The sequence below is a fragment of the Rahnella victoriana genome, from assembly GCF_021276285.1.
GTDB classification, from domain to species: domain Bacteria; phylum Pseudomonadota; class Gammaproteobacteria; order Enterobacterales; family Enterobacteriaceae; genus Rahnella; species Rahnella victoriana.
In genome coordinates this window covers 4550705-4572185 of the sequence record NZ_CP089919.1, presented here as the reverse complement: position 1 = coordinate 4572185, position 21481 = coordinate 4550705, and the positions used below count along the sequence as shown (strand labels likewise).

Sequence of the window (21481 nt, the reverse complement as noted above, 5' to 3'; positions counted from 1 at the left end):
TATTAAAGGCGGAAAACGAGTTCAACCGGCGCGTCCTAATCGCATTAACAAAGAGATTCGCGCGCAAGAAGTTCGCCTCACAGGCGTCGATGGCGAGCAGATTGGTATTGTCAGTCTGAATGAAGCTCTTGAAAAAGCTGAGGAAGCGGGCGTCGATTTAGTAGAAATCAGTCCGAATGCCGAGCCGCCAGTTTGTCGAATCATGGATTACGGCAAATTCCTCTACGAGAAGAGCAAGTCGACCAAAGAGCAGAAGAAGAAACAAAAAGTTATTCAGGTTAAGGAAATCAAATTCCGACCTGGTACCGATGATGGCGACTATCAGGTCAAACTACGCAACCTGATTCGCTTTCTGGAAGATGGCGATAAAGCCAAAATCACCCTGCGTTTCCGTGGGCGTGAAATGGCGCACCAACAGATCGGTATGGAAGTGCTTAACCGCGTCCGTAAAGACCTGTGTGAAGATTCTGAACTGGCCGTTGTCGAATCCTTCCCTACGAAGATCGAAGGTCGTCAGATGATCATGGTGCTCGCACCTAAGAAGAAACAGTAAGGCTTCCAAGTAATCCTGCTACGCGGTGTTCGCACCGCGTATGCTGGATTCGCCTTTCTGATTCATGTTAATAACAATGCGAAGTGGAATTTAAAATGCCAAAGATCAAAACAGTACGCGGCGCCGCTAAACGCTTCAAAAAAACCGCCAACGGTGGTTTTAAGCGTAAGCACGCAAACCTGCGTCATATTCTGACCAAAAAAGCTACTAAGCGTAAACGTCACTTGCGTCCAAAAGGCCTGGTATCCAAGAACGATTTGGGTCTGGTCTCTGCATGTCTGCCGTACGCATAAATACACTTTTTCATTTAGAATATAAAACTCAGGAGAGCATATGGCTCGCGTAAAACGTGGTGTGATTGCACGTGCACGTCACAAGAAAATCTTAAAACAGGCGAAAGGTTACTACGGTGCCCGTTCTCGCGTATATCGTGTTGCATTCCAGGCTGTTATCAAAGCTGGTCAATACGCTTACCGTGACCGTCGTCAAAAGAAACGTCAGTTCCGTCAGCTGTGGATCGCGCGTATCAACGCAGCAGCTCGTCAGAACGACATGTCTTACAGCAAATTCATTAACGGCTTGAAAAAAGCTTCTATTGAAATTGACCGTAAGATCTTGGCTGACATCGCAGTCTTCGACAAAGTGGTATTTGCCGCTCTGGTTGAGAAAGCGAAAGCAGCACTGGCGTAAGTCAGGTGAAAGAGGGAGCTTGCTCCCTCTTTTATATTTTGTGTTTAAAAACATTCTGTTTCGTTGTTTAATACCACCGGTAGTTTCGTTTGAACGTCAGCACAAGATTTCCAACCGATAAGGTAACGCAAGCATGAATGCTGCTATTTTCCGTTTCTTTTTTTACTTTAGCGCCTGACTCAGGAAGGCTTTCGCGCGTAAGAGAAGAAACGAAAAGTAGCGCCTAAGCCTCCCTCGTGGAGGCTTTTTTGTATCTGTGCTTTATACACTAAGGTTCAGGGTCAAAATCGCGCCCCTGATTAATCACGGTTATTTTACATCGGGCCATATTGGCCAGAAGAAGAGGAAAGCAATGCCACATCTCGCAGAGCTGGTTGCCAATGCCAAGGCAGCCGTAGAGAGTGCTCAGGATATCGCCGCGCTGGATAACGTGCGTGTCGAATATCTGGGTAAGAAAGGCCACCTGACACTCCAGATGACAACCCTCCGTGAATTACCTGCGGAAGAACGCCCGGCTGCGGGCGCGGTCATCAATGAAGCGAAAGCGCAGGTTCAGGAAGCCCTGAACGCGCGTAAAAATACGCTGGAGTCCGCCGAGCTGAACGCCCGTCTGGCGGAGGAAACCATCGACGTTTCCCTGCCTGGTCGTCGCATCGAAAACGGTGGCCTGCACCCGGTGACCCGTACTATCGATCGCATTGAAACTTTCTTCGGTGAATTAGGCTTTACCGTGGAAACCGGCCCTGAAATCGAAGATGACTATCACAACTTTGATGCGCTGAACATTCCGGGTCACCATCCGGCACGTGCCGACCACGATACTTTCTGGTTTGACGCCAGGCGTTTGCTGCGTACACAAACTTCCGGCGTTCAGATCCGTACAATGAAAGATCAGCAGCCGCCGATCCGTATCATTGCGCCGGGTCGCGTTTATCGTAATGACTACGACCAGACGCACACCCCGATGTTCCATCAGATGGAAGGTCTGATCGTTGATAAAGACATCAGCTTCTCCAACCTGAAAGGCACACTGCACGATTTCCTGAACAACTTCTTTGAAGCTGATTTGCAGATCCGTTTCCGTCCTTCCTATTTCCCGTTCACTGAACCTTCCGCTGAAGTGGATGTGATGGGTAAAAATGGTAAATGGCTGGAAGTGCTGGGTTGCGGCATGGTGCATCCCAATGTCCTGCGCAACGTCGGCATTGACCCGGAAGTTTATTCCGGTTTTGCCTTCGGCATGGGGATGGAGCGCCTGACCATGTTGCGCTATGGCGTGACAGACCTGCGTGCATTCTTCGAAAATGATCTGCGTTTCCTCAAACAGTTTAAGTAAGGCGGGAATATCACATGAAATTCAGTGAACTCTGGTTGCGTGAATGGGTAAACCCAGCCATCAGCAGCGAAGCATTATCAGACCAAATCACCATGGCCGGCCTTGAAGTCGATGGCGTGGATCCGGTTGCCGGCGCATTTACTGGCGTCGTTGTCGGTGAAGTTGTCGAATGTGGTCAGCACCCGAACGCAGACAAACTGCGTGTCACCAAAGTGAATGTGGGCGGCGATCGCCTGCTGGACATCGTGTGTGGCGCACCAAACTGCCGTCAGGGCCTGAAAGTGGCGGTTGCCACTGTGGGGGCTGTCTTGCCGGGTGATTTCAAAATCAAAGCCGCTAAGCTGCGTGGCGAGCCTTCAGAAGGCATGCTGTGCTCCTTCTCTGAGCTGGGTATTTCAGAAGATCACGACGGTATTATCGAATTACCGCTGGATGCATCCGTCGGTACGGATATCCGCGAATTCCTGAAACTGGATGACACCACCATTGAAATCAGCGTGACGCCAAACCGTGCTGATTGTCTGGGGATCCTCGGCGTGGCACGTGATGTTGCGGTGATTAATCAGTTGCCGCTGGTCGAGCCGGAAATCAATCCGGTGAAAGCCACCGTTGATGCCACAATCTCCATTGATGTGCAGGCGCCACAGGCGTGTCCGCGTTATCTGGGCCGTGTTGTCAAAGGCATCAACGTTAAGGCGCCTACACCACTGTGGATGCGTGAAAAGCTGCGTCGTTGTGGCACCCGCTCTATTGATGCGGTGGTGGATATCACCAACTACGTGCTGCTCGAACTCGGTCAGCCAATGCATGCGTTCGACCTGAACCGCATCCAGGGTGGCATCGTTGTGCGTATGGCACAGCAGGGCGAACCGCTGACCCTGCTTGACGGCACGCAGGCGAAACTGAACGAAGATACGCTGGTTATCGCTGACCATGAAAAAGCACTGGCGATGGCCGGTATCTTTGGCGGCGAACATTCCGGTGTGAACGATGAAACGCAGGATGTTCTGCTGGAGTCTGCGTTCTTCGCGCCACTTTCCATTACTGGCCGCGCACGCCGTCAGGGGCTGCACACCGACGCCTCACATCGCTATGAGCGTGGTGTTGACCCGCAACTGCAATACAAGGCTATCGAGCGCGCTACCGCGCTGTTGCTGAGCATTTGTGGTGGTGAAGCCGGTCCGGTGATTGATGCATCTTCTGAAGAGCATCTGCCGAAAGCGGCGACCATCACGCTGCGTCGTGAAAAGCTGGATCGCCTGATCGGGCATCACGTTGAAGATGCACAGGTCACGGACATTCTGACCCGTCTGGGCTGCCAGGTTCAGCATCACGGCGATCACTGGGTGGCTGTGGCACCGAGCTGGCGTTTCGATATGCAAATCGAAGAAGATTTGGTGGAAGAAGTGGCCCGCGTTTACGGCTACAACAACATTCCTGATGTGCCGGTGAAAGCCAGTCTGGTGATGACTAAACACCGCGAAGCGAATCTGTCGCTGAAACGTGTGAAAAATCTGTTGGTTGACCGCGGTTTCCAGGAAGCGATTACCTACAGTTTTGTCGATCCAAAAGTGCAGGCTCTGCTGCATCCTGGCGAAGAAGCGCTGATTCTGCCTCGCCCGATCTCGGTAGAAATGTCCGCCATGCGTCTTTCCCTGTGGTCAGGTCTGCTGACTGCGGTGGTAAATAACCAGAATCGTCAGCAAAGTCGCGTGCGTTTATTTGAAAGCGGCCTGCGCTTTGTCCCTGATACACAAGCCGATTTGGGTATCCGTCAGGACGTCATGCTGTCTGGTGTGATCTCCGGCACGAAAAATGAAGAGCATTGGGATCTGGCGCGTCAGGCAGTTGACTACTACGATTTGAAAGGTGATCTTGAGGCTATTCTTGAGCTTACCGGCAAAATGAACGATGTACAGTTCAAGGTGGAAGCGAATCCTGCGTTGCACCCTGGGCAGAGCGCAGCTATTTATTTACGCGGCGAACGTATTGGTTTCATTGGTGTAGTCCACCCTGAGCTGGAACGTAAACTCGATCTTAATGGTCGTACTGTGGTCTTCGAACTGTTATGGAATAAGGTTGCAGACCGCGTACTGCCTGATGCGAAAGAGATTTCTCGCTTCCCGGCGAACCGTCGTGACATCGCTGTTGTAGTCGCCGAAAACGTGCCCGCAGACGATATTTTGGCAGAGTGCAAGAAAGTTGGCGCAAATCAGGTAGTTGGCGTAAACTTGTTTGATGTGTACCGTGGCAAGGGCGTAGCTGAGGGTTACAAGAGCCTGGCTATCAGTCTGGTGTTGCAGGATACCGGCCGTACACTGGAAGAAGAGGAGATCGCCGCTACCGTTGCAAAATGTGTAGAGGCTCTAAAACAGCGATTCCAAGCATCCTTGAGGGATTGAACCTATGGCGCTTACTAAAGCTGAAATGTCAGAACACCTGTTTGAGAAGCTCGGGCTGAGCAAACGGGATGCCAAAGACCTTGTTGAAATATTTTTCGAAGAAGTTCGTCGTGCTTTGGAAAATGGTGAGCAAGTTAAACTGTCTGGCTTTGGCAACTTTGATCTGCGTGACAAAAACCAACGTCCGGGACGTAACCCGAAAACCGGCGAAGATATTCCGATCACGGCGCGTCGTGTGGTGACTTTCCGTCCGGGACAGAAATTGAAAAGTCGTGTAGAGAATGCCACGCCGAAAGAATAAGTGAAAACATCAAAAAGGCCGCGAGAGCGGCCTTTTTTTTCGCCTGCGATTTACGCCGCATTTTCCCGGTTATTTTGTGAGCACCTTCACAACTTTCAGGCCTGTCATTTTACGGATTTAAGTAATCAGCACAGGAAGTGAAAAGATAGTGTTAAGAGGGTGGGCGGTTCAGGATTAGTCTGATAGATTAAATTTCAAGGCAGGAAGAGCAGTGTGCTTTATTCTTTCTTCACAAGCCTGATAATAAAAAAGGGGCCGAAGCCCCTGAAGTTAATGACTCATATTGTTCAGTGAATAATGCGCGCACATTAATTACTGAAGCAAGGGTTCCGCAGAAATAACCGGGAACCCGAAGAGTATACTTTTTAGAATGTGATTAATGGTTATAGAACATACGAGGTCCGCCCGGACCACCACCACCGTGGCCACCACCGCCGTGACCGCCACCACCAGGGCCCCAGAACGGAGGGAATAAACAGCCGCTGAGGCTGACGACGACCAGAGCCACGCTAAACAGAGCTAAAATACGACGCATAAAGTACATCCTTTGTTTGAATAAACAGGGCGAGTATAAATAGAATGCAGCCAGGTTGTTGTCAGGCTTGCGTTAAGATTTGTTAGCGTCGTAATAAGAATTGAATAGATAATAATCTTCATCCTGTTGATGTATTTCAATCAGGATATGTTTGTATTGTTATTGTAAGGTCTCGGCAAGTTAACTGAAAATCCGCTCCTGTCTTATATTCTCTCCTCTTACCGCCTGATATAAAAAACACGTCATAAAAAATAAAGAAGGCGTGACTATCGTGAAAAAATCTCTCTTATTGCTTTGTTGTGCACTGGCGTTGCCTGTGATCGCGCAGGCAAATGTTTCTATTGACCTCAATGTACCTGGCGTATCACTTCACCTCGGGGATCAGGATCAGCGCGGTTACTACTGGGATGGTTATGACTGGCGTCCGCCGCAGTGGTGGCATGATCATCAGGGCCATCATTATGGTGAACGTAATGAGCATGGCATGTACTGGCATGGTAACCGCTGGGATGCCAAACCGCCGCAGCGCAGCCACGGTAATCCGGGGCACAACACGCCGCGTCCTCCGCAGCAGCCTCATAATCAGGGGCGTCCGAACGGCAATGACCATCATGATAACAACGGTCATCAGGGCGGCGGCAAGGATCAGCAGGGCGGTCATAACGATCATCAGGGCAACGGACAACCGATCCCGCCAAATGGTCATCAGGGCCACTGATCTTCCCTGTCAGGGTCAGTCAGTCCGAAGCCGGTGCTCAGTCACCGGCTTTTTTATTTCTCATTTGCCCCATAATCCGGTTCAGCGCTAGAGCTAACTGCCTAATATCGGTAGGATAGTCAATTCCCGTCCGCCTCAGGAAACTGCACGTCATGCCTATCCCGCAGACTTTTTCTGCCCTTGAACATCAACAGAAATGTCGTGACCGTCGCTGGTTATACGGGCTGAGTCTGCTGCTTTTGCTGACCGGCGTGCTCAGCCTCTGTGCGGGCGAACGCTGGCTTTGGCCGGATCACTGGCTGAGCAGCGAGGCGCGTCTTTTTGTCTGGCAATTGCGTTTCCCCCGTGCCATCGCCGTGATCCTGGTCGGCGCGAGTCTGGCGGTCGCCGGAACCGTGATGCAGTCATTATTTGAAAATCCGCTGGCAGAGCCGGGGCTGCTCGGTGTGGCGAACGGTGCCGGTGTTGCGCTGGTAGGTTGCGTGATGCTCGGGCAGGGTCTGTTACCGGTCTGGATCATCAGTCTGGCCGCCGTGGCCGGTGCGCTGGTTGTGACATTCTTCCTGTTGTATATCGCCCGAAAACGCCTGCTGACGAATGCGCGGATGCTGCTGGTCGGGGTGGCGATTGGCATTGTGTGCAGTGCATTAATGACCTGGGCCATTTATTTCAGCAGCAATCTCGATTTACGCCAGCTGATGTACTGGATGATGGGAGGATTTGGCGGGGTCGACTGGAGCCAGATCTGGCTGGGATTAATGCTGCTGCCGGTGTTGATGTGGCTGGTGTGGCAGGGCAACACGCTGAATCTGCTCTCGCTGGGGACACAACAGGCGCGCCAGCTGGGGATATCGCTGAACGCCTGGCGCTATATTCTGGTGCTGGCTGTCGGCTGGATGGTCGGGCTGAGTGTCGCGCTGGCGGGGGTGATTGGCTTTATCGGTCTGGTGATCCCCCATATTCTCAGGCTGTGCGGTATTACCGATCAGCGCCGCTTACTGCCTGCCAGCGCACTGGGCGGGGCGTCGGTGCTGTTGCTGGCGGATGTGCTGGCGCGCATTGGCTTATATGCCGCTGAGCTGCCGATTGGCGTGGTCACGGCCACGCTCGGCGCCCCGGTATTCATCTGGTTATTAATCAGAACCGGACAAATCCGCTGATCCTTTGCAGCGTGTCGTCTATGCTGTTCCCTGAAACCCCCTTTACCTAACCTACACCTCTCAGGATAAACACGATGAGCAATGACATTTTTGATATCTCCCTGAAAACGATCGATGGCGAAACGACTACGCTGGGCGCTTACAAAGGTTCGGTATTGCTGGTGGTCAACGTGGCTTCGCAATGTGGCCTGACCAAGCAATACGAAGGTCTGGAAAATATTTATCAGGCGTGGCATGACCGTGGCTTCGAAGTGCTGGGCTTCCCGTGCAATGAATTTGCCGGGCAGGAGCCGGGTACGGAAGAGGAAATCAAAACCTTCTGCACCGCCAATTTTGGCGTGAAATTCCCGATGTTCAGTAAAATTAACGTCAATGGTGAACAGCGTCATCCGCTGTACTCGGCACTGATTGCCGCCTGTCCGACAGCGGTAAAACCGGAAGACAGCGCCTTCTATGAGCGTCTTGCCAGCAAAGGTCGCCAGCCATTGAAACCGGATGACATCTTGTGGAACTTTGAAAAATTCCTGATTGGTCGTGACGGCACCGTGGTTCAGCGTTTTGCGCCGGATATGGCACCGGAAGATCCGATCCTGATGGAAACCATCAAAGCCGCTCTGGCGAAATGATTTACGCGTGAGAACACAGATGCTGGAATGTCGCGATATCACCGTTGAAGGCCGTCTGCGGGCCTTCACCACACAGATTGCGCCGGGCAAACGGATCCATATCATCGGGCCGAACGGTGCCGGAAAAAGCACCTTGCTGGCGAGGCTGGCGGGTATGTCCGGCGGTGGCGGTGAAGTGTTGCTCGACGGGCAGCCGCTGGCGGAGATTTCCGGTCCGCGGCTGGCCCGTCTTCGCGCCTGGTTATGCCAGCAACTGACACCGGCATCGCTGATGCCGGTATTCCAGTATCTTTCTCTTCACCAGCCACAACAAGCCGATCCCGCCGCACTGGAAAAGACCATCGCGCGGTTATGCAGTGCATTGCAGCTAAGTGACAAACTGGCGCGGCCGGTCACCCATCTGTCAGGAGGAGAATGGCAACGTGTCAGGCTGGCGGCGGTATTGTTGCAGGTCTGGCCGCAGGTGAATCCTGACAGCCAGATATTGTTTCTGGATGAGCCGATGAACAGCCTGGATGTGGCGCAGCAGCAGGCGCTGGATCAGTTGCTGACGGAATTCTGTGCAAGCGGACGTTCGGTGGTGATAAGCGATCACGATCTCAATCACACCCTGCATTACGCGCAACAGGTCTGGTTAATGTCTGGCGGATCGGTCATTGCGGCGGGGGAATGTACGACGGTGATGCAGGCGGAGATACTTTCCGGCGTCTATAACGTAGCATTTCAGATACACCAGATGGCTGGGCGGCAGTGGATAATGGCGACAGAAACATCGGTCAGCGTTTAATGTGTAGCGCTGTCATTATATAAATATTGCGTCTTCTTACCCTCAGGGACTTTACGTTGTTCGAAAAAAGAACAGTGTTTTCACTTTTTAAATAAAGTTCATTTTTAAAATAATCAGAGGAATAATTTATCTCTCTGTTTTTCTTGCTGTTTAATCTCTCCTTTTATTTATTTCCCCTTGATTTACTTTCTATTTAACTTCGCAATACTGGCAAATCCTTAAGGTTAAATTAAGCTTAAACCGACATCCTAAGAGTCATAAATTCAGGGCGGCGTTTACTTACGGTTAAATAAATGCGGTCTACAGTCGGTATGAGTTAATTACCTTTTCGGGATAGCGTAATGGAAAACTTTTTGCCTTTCTCTCGTCCTTCCATGGGCGAAGAAGAGATTGCGGCTGTTGGGCAGGTTTTACGTTCTGGCTGGATAACCACCGGGCCGCAAACACATCAGCTTGAACAGGATTTTGCTGCCGCTTTCGGTTGTAAACATGCCATTGCTGTCAGTTCCGCGTCCGGCGGGATGCACGTGACATTAATGGCGCTGGGCATCGGTCCCGGCGATGAAGTCATTACTCCTTCCCAGACCTGGGTTTCGACCCTGAATATGATTGTTTTGCTCGGTGCAGAACCGGTCATGATCGATGTTGATCCGGACACCCTGATGGTCAGCGCCGACGCCATCGCTGCGGCGATCACCCCAAAAACCAAAGCCATTATTCCTGTCCATTACGCCGGTGCGCCGCTGGATCTTGACCCGATCTATGCCGTGGCCAACCAGCATGGTATCCCGGTCATTGAAGATGCCGCGCACGCGGCGGGCACAAAATACCGTGACCGCTGGATTGGCGCGCAGGGCACCGCGATTTTCTCCTTCCACGCCATCAAAAACATGACGTGTGCCGAAGGCGGTCTGATCGCCACCGACGACGATGCGCTGGCCGCTAAAGTCCGCGCCCTGAAATTCCACGGTCTGGCCGTTGATGCGTTTGATCGCCAGGTGCTGGGGCGTAAGCCGCAGGCGGAAGTGGTCGCGCCGGGGTTTAAATACAACCTGTCGGATATCCATGCCGCCATCGCCGTTGTGCAACTGAAACGTCTGGCACAAATGAATGCCCGCCGTGCAGAACTGGCGCAACGCTATATGGATAAATTACAGGGTTCGCCTTATCTGCCGATGCATGTGCCGGCTTATCCGCATCTTCATGCGTGGCACTTATTCATGATCCGTGTCGACGAACAACGTTGCGGCATCAGCCGTGATGATCTGATGGAACGCCTGAAAGAGCAGGGGATCGGAACCGGATTGCATTTCCGCGCAGCTCACACCCAAAAATATTACCGCGAACGTTATCCGCATCTGAATCTGCCAGCCAGCGAATGGAACTCGGCACGTCTGTGCAGTTTGCCTTTGTTCCCTGATATGCAGGACAGCGATGTGGACCGTGTTGTCGCGGCTCTCTTTTCCCTTCTGGAGGCGCAGTAGTGGCGCATTATGAACCCATTCGTAAAGTCTCGGTGGTCATCCCGGTCTACAACGAAGAAGAAAGCCTGCCTGCGCTTCTCTCGCGCACTCAGGCCGCATGTAAAGAATTAACCCAGCAATACGAAATCATCCTGGTGGATGACGGCAGTGCGGACAGCTCAGGCGACATGCTTTCCGCTGCGGCAGAACAACCAGACAGTCACATTATCGCCGTGCTGCTTAACCGTAACTACGGACAGCATTCCGCCATCATGGCCGGTTTCAGCCATGTGACGGGCGATCTGGTCATTACGCTTGATGCTGATTTGCAAAACCCGCCGGAAGAAATTCCGCGTCTGGTGGCAAAAGCCGATGAAGGTTATGACGTGGTGGGCACGGTGCGCGCCAACCGCCGCGATTCCTGGTTCCGTAAAACCGCATCCAAAATGATCAACATGATGATCCAGCGTGCCACCGGAAAATCGATGGGAGATTACGGCTGCATGTTGCGTGCATACCGCCGCCACATTATTGAAGCCATGCTGCATTGCCATGAGCGCAGCACTTTTATCCCGATCCTCGCCAACACCTTTGCGCGTAAGACGGTGGAAATCCCGGTTCAGCATTCCGAACGTGAATTTGGCGATTCCAAATACAGTCTGATGAAACTGATTAACCTGATGTATGACCTGATCACCTGTCTGACGACCACGCCGCTCAGAATGCTCAGTGTGGTGGGCAGCGTGATTGCGCTCTTCGGTTTCCTGCTGGCCGTGTTCCTGATTTTAATGCGCCTTATCAATGGCCCGGAATGGGCGGCGGAAGGCGTGTTCACGCTGTTTGCGGTGTTATTTATGTTTATTGGTGCGCAATTTGTCGGCATGGGATTACTCGGTGAATACATCGGGCGGATCTATAACGATGTGCGCGCACGTCCCCGTTATTTCGTTCAAAAAGTCGTCGGCGTTCGTTCCGAAGAAAACAGTCAGGAAAAAGAGTGATGAAAGCGATTGTATTTGCCTACCATGATATCGGTTGCGTTGGTTTACAGGCTCTGGTTGATGCCGGTTACGACGTGCAGGCGGTGTTTACTCACACGGATGCCCCGAATGAAAACCAGTTCTTTTCTTCTGTTGCCCGTCAGGGGGCTGAATTAAATCTGCCGGTTTATGCGCCGGAAGATGTGAATCATCCGCTGTGGATCGATCGCATCCGCGCTTTACAGCCTGATGTTATTTTCTCGTTCTATTACCGCAACATGCTGAGCGAAGAGATTTTATCTCTTGCCCCGCAGGGCGGGTTTAATTTGCATGGTTCATTACTGCCACGCTACCGTGGCCGCGCACCGGTGAACTGGGCGCTGCTCAGGGGGGAAACCGAGACCGGTGTGACGCTGCATAAAATGGTGAAACGCCCGGATGCGGGCGATATCGTCGGCCAGCGTAAAGTGACCATTGCGCCAGATGATACGGCCCTGACATTGCATGCCAAAGTGCGTGACGCGGCAAAAGCGTTACTGACTGATGTGCTGCCGGAGATGAAAGCGGGTGCGTTCACGCTGACGCCACAAGATGAAACACAGGCCACTTACTTTGGCCGTCGCACGGCCGCCGATGGTGAAATTCACTGGCACAAACCGGCCACTGACATTAACAACCTGATCCGCGCCGTCACCGAACCTTATCCGGGCGCGTTCTCTTTCCTCGGTCAGCGCAAACTGACGGTCTGGCGCGCGCGTCCGCTGGCAACTCAGCATGACAAACAACCGGGGACCGTGCTTTCTTCCGATCCGCTGACTATCGCCTGTGGCGAAGGCGCACTGGAAATTCTGGCCGGGCAGAGTGAAAACGGCCTGTACGTGCAGGGTTCCCGTCTGGCGCTGGAACTGGGCATCATGCCGGATATGCGCGTGGCGACATTGCCTACTGCGGTGATGAAACGCCGTACCCGCGTACTGATCCTCGGTGTTAACGGGTTTATCGGTAACCACCTGAGTGAACGCCTGCTGCGCGAAGATCGTTATGAAATTTACGGTCTGGACATCAGCTCTGACGCCGTCAGCCGCTTTATGGATAATCCGCACTTCCACTTTGTTGAAGGCGATATCAGCATCCATTCCGAGTGGATCGAATACCACATTAAAAAATGTGACGTCGTGCTGCCGCTGGTAGCCATCGCCACGCCAATCGAATACACCCGAAATCCGCTGCGTGTGTTCGAACTGGATTTCGAAGAAAACCTGAAAATCGTCCGCGATTGCGTGAAATACAAAAAACGCATCATCTTCCCGTCAACGTCTGAAGTTTACGGCATGTGTGATGACAAGGAATTCGACGAAGATCATTCCCGTCTTATCGTCGGGCCGATCAACAAACAGCGCTGGATTTACTCCGTATCCAAGCAATTGCTGGACCGGGTGATCTGGGCATACGGCGCGAAAGAAGGGCTGAAATTTACCCTGTTCCGTCCGTTCAACTGGATGGGACCCCGTCTGGATAACCTGGATGCGGCGCGTATCGGCAGTTCCCGCGCGATCACCCAGCTGATCCTGAATCTGGTCGAAGGTTCACCGATCAAACTGGTGGATGGTGGCGAACAGAAGCGTTGTTTCACCGATATCAACGACGGTATCGAAGCGCTGTTCCGCATTATTGAGAACCGCGACAACCTGTGTGACGGCCAGATCATCAACATCGGTAACCCGACCAATGAAGCGAGCATCCGTGAACTGGCCGAAATGCTGCTGAGCAGCTTTGAGGCGCACCCGCTGCGCGCGCAGTTCCCGCCGTTTGCCGGTTTCAATCTGGTGGAAAGCAGCACGTACTACGGTAAAGGTTATCAGGATGTAGAACACCGTACGCCGAGCATCAAAAATGCCCGCCGGTTGCTGGACTGGAAACCTGAAATCGGCATGGAGAAAACCGTCGCCGAAACGCTGGATTTCTTCCTGCGCTCTGTCAATCCTGATGCTGACAAAGCCTGAAACGGTGCCGGTCATGAAGAACGTGGGTCTGCGTATTGATGTGGATACCTGGAGCGGCACCCGGGAGGGTGTCCCTCAGCTTCTGCACACCCTTGCAAAACATAACATTACCGCCAGTTTCTTCTTCAGCGTAGGGCCGGATAACATGGGGCGCCATTTGTGGCGCCTGCTTAAACCGCGCTTTCTGTGGAAAATGCTGCGCTCTAATGCCGCGTCCCTCTATGGCTGGGATATCCTGCTGGCCGGTACGGCGTGGCCGGGCAAGCTTATCGCCAAAGATCTCGGTTATCTGATGAAAGAAACCACCAAACGCGGTCATGAAGTCGGGCTGCATGCGTGGGATCATCAGGGCTGGCAGGCAAAAGCGGGGAAGTGGTCCGATAAACAACTGGAAGAACAGATCCGGCTGGGGCTGGAGGCGCTGGAAAAAAGCCTCGGGCACGATGTCGAATGTTCTGCCGTCGCGGGCTGGCGCGCCGACGAGCGGGTGGTGGAAGTGAAAGAGCGTTTCCATTTCTACTACAACAGTGATTGTCGTGGTACGCACCCGTTCCTGCCGGTGCTGGAAAACGGCACGCCGGGCACGGTGCAAATTCCCGTGACATTGCCCACGTATGATGAAGTGGCGGGCGGGGAGATCACGGCAGATAACTTCAACGACTTTATTCTCGATGCAATAGAGAACGATCACGGCGTGCCGGTGTATACCATCCATGCCGAAGTGGAAGGCATGTCGCTGGCAACACAATTTGACGACTTACTCACCCGCGCGCAGGCGCAGGGGATCCGCTTTTGTACGCTGGGTGAGTTGCTGCCGCAAGATCTCAGTACGTTGCCAAAAGGCAAAGTGGTTCGCGCCAGTTTCCCGGGCCGGGAAGGTTGGCTGGGCTGTCAGCAAGAAGGTTTTTCCTGATGTCAAAAACGATTAAAGGCGTATGGAGCACCCTGATTCTGGTGTTCTTTGCGCTGGTTTATCTTGTCCCTCTGAATACCCGCCTGTTATGGCAGCCCGATGAAACCCGTTATGCCGAGATCAGCCGCGAAATGCTTCAGCGCGGCGACTGGGTTGTGCCGCATCTGCTCGGGTTACGTTATTTCGAAAAACCGGTCGCCGGTTACTGGTTTAACAACTTCAGCCAGATGATTTTTGGTGACAGTAACTTTGCCGTGCGTTTTGGCTCGGTCTTCAGCACCGCGCTAAGCGCACTGCTGGTGTTCTGGCTGGCGCATCTGATGTGGCGTAATCGTCAGACCGCCTGCACCGCAGTGCTGATTTATCTCTCCTGCACGCTGGTGTTCACCATCGGTACTTACAGTGTGCTGGATCCGATGATTACGCTATGGATGACCGTTGCGATGGTCGCCAGCTATTTCTGTCTGCGGGTCTCGCGGACACCACAAAAAGCCGCGAGCTGGATCGCACTGGGGCTGGCCTGTGGTATGGGTTTTATGACCAAAGGTTTTCTGGCGCTGGCATTGCCGGTGATCGCCGTCCTGCCCATTATCTGGCGTGAAAAGCGTTTCAAAACCCTGTTTGGCTGGGGGCCGCTGGCGGTGCTCAGCGCCGTGATCCTCAGCCTGCCGTGGGTGCTGGCGATCGCCCGCCGCGAGCCGGATTACTGGAATTACTTCTTCTGGGTCGAACATATTCAGCGTTTTGCTGAAGCCGATGCCCAGCATAAAGCGCCGTTCTGGTATTACCTGCCGGTACTGATCCTCGGTGCGTTACCCTGGGTGGGGTTGTTACCCGGCGCGCTGCGTGCTGGCTGGACCAAACGGGTGATGCGTCCGGAACTGTTCTTCCTGCTGAGCTGGGCGGTGATGCCGCTGATTTTCTTCAGTATCGCCAAAGGCAAATTGCCGACCTATATCCTGCCGTGCTTTGCGCCGCTGGCTCTGCTGATGGCTGACCATCTGGAACAGATCCGTCAGTCCGGCAAACTGCGGGCGCTGAAAGCTAACGGCATCATCAATATTGTGTTTGGTGTGCTGATGGCGGTGGCGGTTCTGGTGATATCCGGTATTTTACCGGTTCACGTTAAGCCGGTATTTGGCCGCCCGGAGCTGCCACGGGCGCTGATTGGCATCCTGTGTTTTGCCGTCTGGGCGCTGGCCGGTGCGATGTCGCTGACCGATCTGAAAAAACGCTGGTATTGGGCGGCGGCCTGTCCGGTGGTGCTGGCGCTGCTGATCGGGCAGGCCATTCCGCAGAAAGTGATGGATTCCAAACAGCCGCAGGTGTTTTTAGACAATAACATCGGATTGCTGCACGACAGCCGCTATATCCTCGCTGACAATGTCGGGGTGGCGACCGGGCTGGCGTGGATGCTCAAACGCAGTGATATCATGATGTTTGACGAAAGGGGCGAGCTGCAATACGGTCTGAGTTATCCTGATGCACAGGCTAATTTCGTCGATGCCGCCGGATTCCCGGCATGGTTACAAAAGGCACGACAGCAGGGGAATATCTCCGTGATCATGAAACTCGATAAAAATGCCGTCTCCATCGGAAAACTGCCTCCGGCAGATGCGACAGTAAAAATGGATCGTATGGCTCTGCTGTTCTACAAAAAACTGCCATGACCGGATTTCTTCTGGTTCTCGCCGTCAGCGTCATCACCTGTGCCGGTCAGCTTTGTCAGAAGCAGGCCGCGCAGGTGGCGGGGCACGGCATGGCAGCCATTTTACGCTGGCTCGGGCTGGCGGTGCTGCTGCTGGGCATCGGTATGCTGTTATGGCTGCGGGTATTGCAGTTGCTGCCCCTGAGTCTGGCTTATCCGATGCTCAGCCTTAACTTTGTCCTGATTACGTTGTGCGCCCGCTGGTTTTTCCATGAAGTTGTTGACGGACGGCACTGGTGTGGCGTCGCACTGATTATGTCGGGGATTGCGCTGATGAGTGTCAGCTTATGAAGGGCTATCTGTGGGGCGCGGGCAGTGTGTTACTGGTCACCGCAGCCCAGTTACTGATGAAATGGGGCATGGTGCAGATCCCGTCAGATGCACTGTCGCTGTGGCATGTTTCTTTTATTCTTAATCACTTACCCCCCCTGATCGCCGTGTTTCTTGGGCTGTGTGGTTATGTCCTATCGATGGGATGCTGGTTTTTTGCCTTACGCTATTTACCGCTTAACCGCGCGTATACGCTGCTCAGCCTGAGCTATGCGCTGGTGTACATCGCTGCCGTCACACTGCCGTGGTTCAATGAAAGCATCAGCTTAACCAAAACCCTGGGCGGTCTGCTTATCCTGTCCGGCGTCTGGCTGATCCACAGTAAACCGGTAAAAAAATCACACTGAATCGTTTTTGAGATGATAAAAAACATCATTAAATATTGGATGACGGATAAAATAGCGCTAAATTCTATTAGTTCTTAGATAACGGCGACTTATCCGGCCCGCGCAACCCTTCGCGTTCTGGTCATGCCGTGACGCTATTCGAGAAGGAATGCACTATGCGCTGGTCGTCCGTATCCATGTATTCCCTGCTGGCTGTTGCCGCGTTAATTCTTAACGGTTGCAGCAGCCACGCCCCGCCGCCAAGTGGCCGGTTTGCCGATTCGATTACCGTGGTTGCCGAGCTTAACGATCAGCTCAGCCAGTGGCACGGTGCACCTTATCGCTACGGTGGATTGCAGCCGAGCGGCGTCGACTGTTCAGGCTTTGTCTTCCGCACTTACCGCGACCGTTTTGGCGTCGTGCTGCCCAGAACCACGGCTGACCAGACTAAAATCGGCACCAAAGTGTCCCGCGATGAACTGTTGCCCGGAGACTTAGTGTTCTTCAAAACCGGCAGTGGCGAAAATGGCCTGCACGTAGGCATCTATGACACCGCCGATCAGTTTATTCATGCCTCCACCAGCCAGGGTGTAACGCGGTCCTCACTGGACAACGTTTACTGGCGCAAAGTGTACTGGCAGGCGCGCCGCATCTGACGCGGCGTTAAATCGCATTCCCCCTGATTTCACTGCGTATTTCATCCTGATTTTTGCTGTTATTATCCGGACAGACTCTTTCAGGATGAATATGCGATGAAACCTCTCAGACTATTACTTTCCGACTCTTATGATCCCTGGTTCAATCTGGCGGTGGAAGACTGCATCTTTCGCGAGATGACCACGCAGCGGGTGTTATTCCTCTGGCGTAATGCTGAAACGGTGGTGATCGGGCAGGCGCAAAACCCGTGGAAAGAATGCAATACCCGCCGGATGGAAGAAGACGGCATCCGGCTGGCGCGCCGCAGCAGCGGCGGCGGGGCGGTTTTCCACGACCTGGGCAATACCTGCTTTACGTTTATGGCAGGCAAGCCGGAATACGATAAAAGCGTCTCCACCGGCATTATCCTGAACGCATTAAACTCGCTCGGTATTCAGGCCAGCGCCTCAGGCCGCAACGATCTGGTGGTACAGACTGCGGAAGGTGAGCGGAAAATCTCCGGCTCGGCGTACCGTGAAACGGCTGACCGGGGATTTCATCATGGCACGCTGCTGCTCAATGCCGATCTCAGCCGTCTGGCAAATTATCTCAATCCCGATGTGAAAAAATTACAGGCGAAAGGCATTACCTCGGTGCGCTCACGGGTGGCCAATCTCAGCGAATTTGTCCCGGAGATCAACCACGAGCAAATTTGCGAAGCCGTCACCTCGGCTTTCTTTGACTGGTACGGTGCGCGCGTTGAACCAGAAATCATCTCACCGGATGTTTACCCGGACATTCCCGGATTCCCTGAGCGGTTTGCCAAACAAAGTAGCTGGGAATGGAATTTCGGTAAGGCACCGGCTTTCAGTCATCTGCTGAATGAGCGGTTTGTCTGGGGCGGTGTGGATATTCACTTTGATGTGGAGAAAGGCAATATCAGCCGCGCACAGATTTTCACTGACAGCCTGAATCCGGCACCGTTGCTGGCCCTGGCCGATGCGCTGGCGGGAACGCGCTACCATGCGCAGGATGTGGCTCTGACCTGCCAGAACGTCATGGCGCAGTACCCGTCGATGCGGGCAGAACTCGCCGAACTGCAAAACTGGCTGGTGCGTTGTGTGCAGTAGTGGTCCCGTGCAGACATAACGCAAATAAACTTCGATTTATTATCGTGTTAGAAAAATAACCCATTAGTCCGAAAAAGCCACATTGTACGCAGTGTGGCTTGCGCAATATTTCATAAGCCACTATAACCATTAGCTAAAATATTCAGTGACATGCTTTATTGTGCGTTAGCACAAATTCTGAGCGGAATTCTTGTTGAAATAAGTCTGACAGCGTTCACCGTGCAAGTTGCGCGTTTTCATGGCTGACGATAAGATTAGTCTGAAACCCCTGTATCTGCTGACATAACCCTCAAAAAGAAGGTGTTAAGGGGAAACGCACAATTAAAAACATTTGATTTCGCAGCCGTTCGCGTGGTCTGTGCAGCACATTTACAACCGGACAAGCTCTTTCTTGATATCAATTTCTCTAACGTTTCGGTTATGCCTCGGGGCTCCGGCATCATGATGATCTGATTGATAGTCAAAAAAGTTATTAATCAATACGCAGTGCCGTTGACGTTTTGGACAAAAATGAAAATACAATTCGATACGGCCTTTAACAGCAGCTACCTGTGCCAGCCGATCTACTCGGTCGGGGGGAAATTACTGGCGGTTGAACTCATTTGCCGCTTCTCCAGCACAGACAGTAAGTTAGTCATGCCCACGGAACTGGTGCTCAACTTGTTGACCCGCCAGCAATTACTGCGCTTTCTCACTGAGCAACAGTGTTGGGCGGATGAGCATGCTCAATGGTTTAACGATAATCAGGTCATATTGAATATCGCCGTTGAGGAAAAACAGGTGGCGTTGTTGCTGGAAGATGACGGGCTTCGCAATGCTCTTAAGGCTCATACCTTCATTCATCTTAATCTGAGTGAATCTTTTCCACGTCTTGCTGAAGGCAGAAATAACCCACAACTTATCGCCCTGAAGCAGCATTTCCCTTTATGGCTGGACAATTTTGGTTCAGGCAATATCACCATGGCACCGATTTTTGATCATCTGTTCCAGTGGGTGAAGCTGGATAAAAACCTGTTCTGGCAGCTTTGCGAAGGTGAAAATTTTACTATCGTAATGCCGTCTCTGATCCGAAACGTTAACCGGTTTTGCCGCAACGTGGTGGTCGACGGACTGGATAATCAGGACTATTTTGAGGCGCTGCGCAGAACCGAGGTTCAGGGCTTAAAAGGTCTGCTGTGGCCGGGCGTAGAGCCTGCCGAACTGGACCGCCTGCTGGTACGGCCTGCCCAATTTCATTAATTGCCATCACCCGCATACAGAACGACATCCCGGTCAGCGCCTGCTGCACCGGGATTTTTTGCCTCTGCATTCGCTAATCTCCCTGCGGTTAGTCCGTGTTAATCGCGGCATTGCAGTCCTACACTATTAAAAAGGGGGATTTATGCCGCAATTTGAACATCATTATGCTGACCAGTTGCCGGGTTTTTACACGGCGCTGCAACCGACGCCACTCAAAGGCGCCCGGCTGCTTTATCACAGTGAACCGCTGGCGCGGGAACTGGGACTGGAAGACGCGCTTTTCGATACCGCGCACCATGGATACTGGTGCGGTGAAACATTATTCCCCGGCATGCTGCCTCTGGCGCAGGTTTACAGCGGGCATCAGTTCGGGCAATGGGCCGGACAACTCGGTGACGGGCGCGGCATTTTACTGGGTGAGCAGGTTTTGCCTTCCGGAAAGCGTCTGGACTGGCATCTGAAAGGTGCGGGGCTGACTCCCTATTCGCGGATGGGCGACGGGCGTGCCGTATTACGTTCGGTGGTGCGTGAATTTCTGGCTTCCGAAGCCTTGCATCATCTGTCGATACCGACCACCCGCGCACTGACGATCGCCACCAGCGACCAGCCGGTCTTCCGCGAGCAACCGGAGCGCGGCGCGATGCTGATCCGTGTGGCGGAAAGTCACATCCGTTTCGGCCATTTTGAACATTTTTATTACCGCAAACAGCCGGATCAAGTGAAGCAGCTGGCCGATTATGTCATTGCGCATCACTGGCCGCAGTTACTGGAAAGTGAACCGGCAGAGGCTTCGCGTTATCAGCAATGGTTTACGGATGTCGTTGAACGAACCGCCAGGCTGATTGCGCACTGGCAGAGTGTCGGGTTTGCTCATGGTGTGATGAACACCGATAACATGTCGATTCTCGGGCTGACCATTGATTACGGCCCTTACGGATTCCTCGATGATTATCAGCCGGGTTACATCTGTAATCATTCTGATCATCAGGGTCGCTACAGCTACGATAATCAGCCCGCCGTGGCGTACTGGAACCTGCATCGTCTGGCACAAACGCTTTCTGGCCTGATGTCTGCGGAACAGTTGCAAAGCGCGCTGGGTGCCTATGAACCGGCACTGATGAAAGCCTATGGCACGCTGATGCGCGGCAAGCTGGGATTCTTTAGCGAGAACAAACAGGATAATGACCTGCTGACCGGCCTGCTCAGTCTGATGGCGAAGGAAGGCCGGGATTTCACCCAAACCTTCAGATTGCTCAGCCAGACAGAACAGCAACAGGCTTCCTCCCCGTTGCGTGATGAATTCATTGACCGTGCGGCTTTCGACAGCTGGTATCAGGCGTATCGCCAGCGCCTGCAAACGGAAGAGGTGGATGACGCCACGCGGCAGGATGCGATGAAACAGAGCAATCCGCGGGTGATTTTGCGTAATTATCTGGCGCAGAAAGCCATTGAAAGGGCAGAAGAAGATGACATCAGCGTGCTGACGCAACTGCATCAGGCGCTGCGTGATCCTTACAGCGATGCGCCGCAATATGACGAGATGGCGGCGCTGCCGCCGGACTGGGGAAAACATCTCGAAATATCCTGCTCAAGCTGACATAAAAAATGCCACATCTGCTGTGGCATTTTTTTTATTTCCGCTGAC

22 protein-coding genes and 1 other annotated feature are annotated in these 21481 nt (G+C 53.0%); all 22 genes read left to right on the top strand.

Annotated features, from left to right (window positions below):
• Position 1 precedes the first annotated feature (1 nt).
• The 22 genes from infC (at position 2) to J9880_RS20935 (ending at position 21433) form a co-directional block, all read left to right on the top strand.
• On the top strand, positions 2-553 hold the full coding sequence (gene infC, locus J9880_RS21040; protein WP_013576136.1) for a translation initiation factor IF-3: 552 nt from the start codon (positions 2-4) through the stop codon (positions 551-553).
• A 95-nt stretch (positions 554-648) separates the two neighbouring features.
• Positions 649-846: a 50S ribosomal protein L35 gene (rpmI, locus tag J9880_RS21035; protein WP_013576135.1), complete on the top strand. Its 198-nt coding sequence runs from the start codon at positions 649-651 to the stop codon at positions 844-846.
• Positions 847-886: 40 nt separating this feature from the next.
• Positions 887-1243: a 50S ribosomal protein L20 gene (gene rplT / locus J9880_RS21030; protein WP_056773451.1), complete on the top strand. Its 357-nt coding sequence runs from the start codon at positions 887-889 to the stop codon at positions 1241-1243.
• Between the two features lie 128 nt (positions 1244-1371).
• Positions 1372-1496 (top strand) — a sequence feature (Phe leader region).
• Positions 1377-1421: a pheST operon leader peptide PheM gene (gene pheM / locus J9880_RS21025; protein WP_106120997.1), complete on the top strand. Its 45-nt coding sequence runs from the start codon at positions 1377-1379 to the stop codon at positions 1419-1421. It overlaps the preceding feature by 45 nt.
• Before the next feature lie 99 nt (positions 1497-1595).
• Positions 1596-2579 (top strand): phenylalanine--tRNA ligase subunit alpha, encoded by a 984-nt coding sequence (gene pheS, locus J9880_RS21020; RefSeq protein WP_095921434.1) that lies wholly within the window; start codon positions 1596-1598, stop codon positions 2577-2579.
• Between the two features lie 14 nt (positions 2580-2593).
• Positions 2594-4981: a phenylalanine--tRNA ligase subunit beta gene (gene pheT / locus J9880_RS21015; protein ID WP_232769888.1), complete on the top strand. Its 2388-nt coding sequence runs from the start codon at positions 2594-2596 to the stop codon at positions 4979-4981.
• Positions 4982-4985: 4 nt separating this feature from the next.
• Positions 4986-5282 carry an integration host factor subunit alpha gene (gene ihfA, locus J9880_RS21010; RefSeq protein ID WP_004089944.1) on the top strand — a complete coding sequence of 99 codons (297 nt, stop codon included), beginning with the start codon at positions 4986-4988 and terminating at the stop codon, positions 5280-5282.
• An 806-nt stretch (positions 5283-6088) separates the two neighbouring features.
• The gene (locus J9880_RS21005; RefSeq protein WP_131693475.1) at positions 6089-6535 is read left to right on the top strand and encodes a DUF2502 domain-containing protein; all 447 of its coding nucleotides are present in this window, start codon (positions 6089-6091) and stop codon (positions 6533-6535) included.
• A gap of 152 nt (positions 6536-6687) precedes the next feature.
• On the top strand, positions 6688-7695 hold the full coding sequence (gene btuC / locus J9880_RS21000) for a vitamin B12 ABC transporter permease BtuC (RefSeq protein ID WP_119826298.1): 1008 nt from the start codon (positions 6688-6690) through the stop codon (positions 7693-7695).
• 74 nt (positions 7696-7769) lie between these two features.
• Positions 7770-8321, top strand: a complete 552-nt coding sequence (locus tag J9880_RS20995; protein ID WP_095921438.1) for a glutathione peroxidase — start codon at positions 7770-7772, stop codon at positions 8319-8321.
• Positions 8322-8340: 19 nt separating this feature from the next.
• Positions 8341-9108: a vitamin B12 ABC transporter ATP-binding protein BtuD gene (btuD, locus tag J9880_RS20990; RefSeq protein WP_232770499.1), complete on the top strand. Its 768-nt coding sequence runs from the start codon at positions 8341-8343 to the stop codon at positions 9106-9108.
• Positions 9109-9449: 341 nt separating this feature from the next.
• Complete coding sequence (gene arnB, locus J9880_RS20985; protein WP_232769887.1) at positions 9450-10592, top strand: UDP-4-amino-4-deoxy-L-arabinose aminotransferase; 1143 nt, start codon at positions 9450-9452, stop codon at positions 10590-10592.
• Positions 10592-11572: an undecaprenyl-phosphate 4-deoxy-4-formamido-L-arabinose transferase gene (gene arnC, locus J9880_RS20980; protein WP_119826292.1), complete on the top strand. Its 981-nt coding sequence runs from the start codon at positions 10592-10594 to the stop codon at positions 11570-11572. Before arnB ends, arnC begins: the two co-directional genes overlap by 1 nt.
• Positions 11572-13554: a bifunctional UDP-4-amino-4-deoxy-L-arabinose formyltransferase/UDP-glucuronic acid oxidase ArnA gene (gene arnA, locus J9880_RS20975; RefSeq protein WP_232769886.1), complete on the top strand. Its 1983-nt coding sequence runs from the start codon at positions 11572-11574 to the stop codon at positions 13552-13554. The genes arnC and arnA overlap by 1 nt, the downstream gene beginning before the upstream one ends.
• Positions 13555-13567: 13 nt before the next feature.
• Positions 13568-14467 (top strand): 4-deoxy-4-formamido-L-arabinose-phosphoundecaprenol deformylase, encoded by a 900-nt coding sequence (arnD, locus tag J9880_RS20970; RefSeq protein WP_232769885.1) that lies wholly within the window; start codon positions 13568-13570, stop codon positions 14465-14467.
• The gene (gene arnT, locus J9880_RS20965; RefSeq protein WP_232769884.1) at positions 14467-16137 is read left to right on the top strand and encodes a lipid IV(A) 4-amino-4-deoxy-L-arabinosyltransferase; all 1671 of its coding nucleotides are present in this window, start codon (positions 14467-14469) and stop codon (positions 16135-16137) included. Before arnD ends, arnT begins: the two co-directional genes overlap by 1 nt.
• Entirely contained in the window at positions 16134-16466 is a 333-nt protein-coding gene (arnE, locus tag J9880_RS20960; RefSeq protein WP_095921444.1) for a 4-amino-4-deoxy-L-arabinose-phosphoundecaprenol flippase subunit ArnE, read from the top strand. Before arnT ends, arnE begins: the two co-directional genes overlap by 4 nt.
• Positions 16463-16852, top strand: a complete 390-nt coding sequence (gene arnF / locus J9880_RS20955; protein ID WP_119826285.1) for a 4-amino-4-deoxy-L-arabinose-phosphoundecaprenol flippase subunit ArnF — start codon at positions 16463-16465, stop codon at positions 16850-16852. The genes arnE and arnF overlap by 4 nt, the downstream gene beginning before the upstream one ends.
• Before the next feature lie 155 nt (positions 16853-17007).
• Positions 17008-17487 (top strand): NlpC/P60 family protein, encoded by a 480-nt coding sequence (locus tag J9880_RS20950; protein WP_082465713.1) that lies wholly within the window; start codon positions 17008-17010, stop codon positions 17485-17487.
• A 96-nt stretch (positions 17488-17583) separates the two neighbouring features.
• On the top strand, positions 17584-18597 hold the full coding sequence (locus J9880_RS20945) for a lipoate--protein ligase (protein ID WP_095921447.1): 1014 nt from the start codon (positions 17584-17586) through the stop codon (positions 18595-18597).
• Between the two features lie 510 nt (positions 18598-19107).
• Positions 19108-19836 carry an EAL domain-containing protein gene (locus J9880_RS20940; RefSeq protein ID WP_119827410.1) on the top strand — a complete coding sequence of 243 codons (729 nt, stop codon included), beginning with the start codon at positions 19108-19110 and terminating at the stop codon, positions 19834-19836.
• Positions 19837-19978: 142 nt separating this feature from the next.
• The gene (locus J9880_RS20935) at positions 19979-21433 is read left to right on the top strand and encodes a protein adenylyltransferase SelO (protein WP_232769883.1); all 1455 of its coding nucleotides are present in this window, start codon (positions 19979-19981) and stop codon (positions 21431-21433) included.
• Positions 21434-21481: the final 48 nt, after the last annotated feature.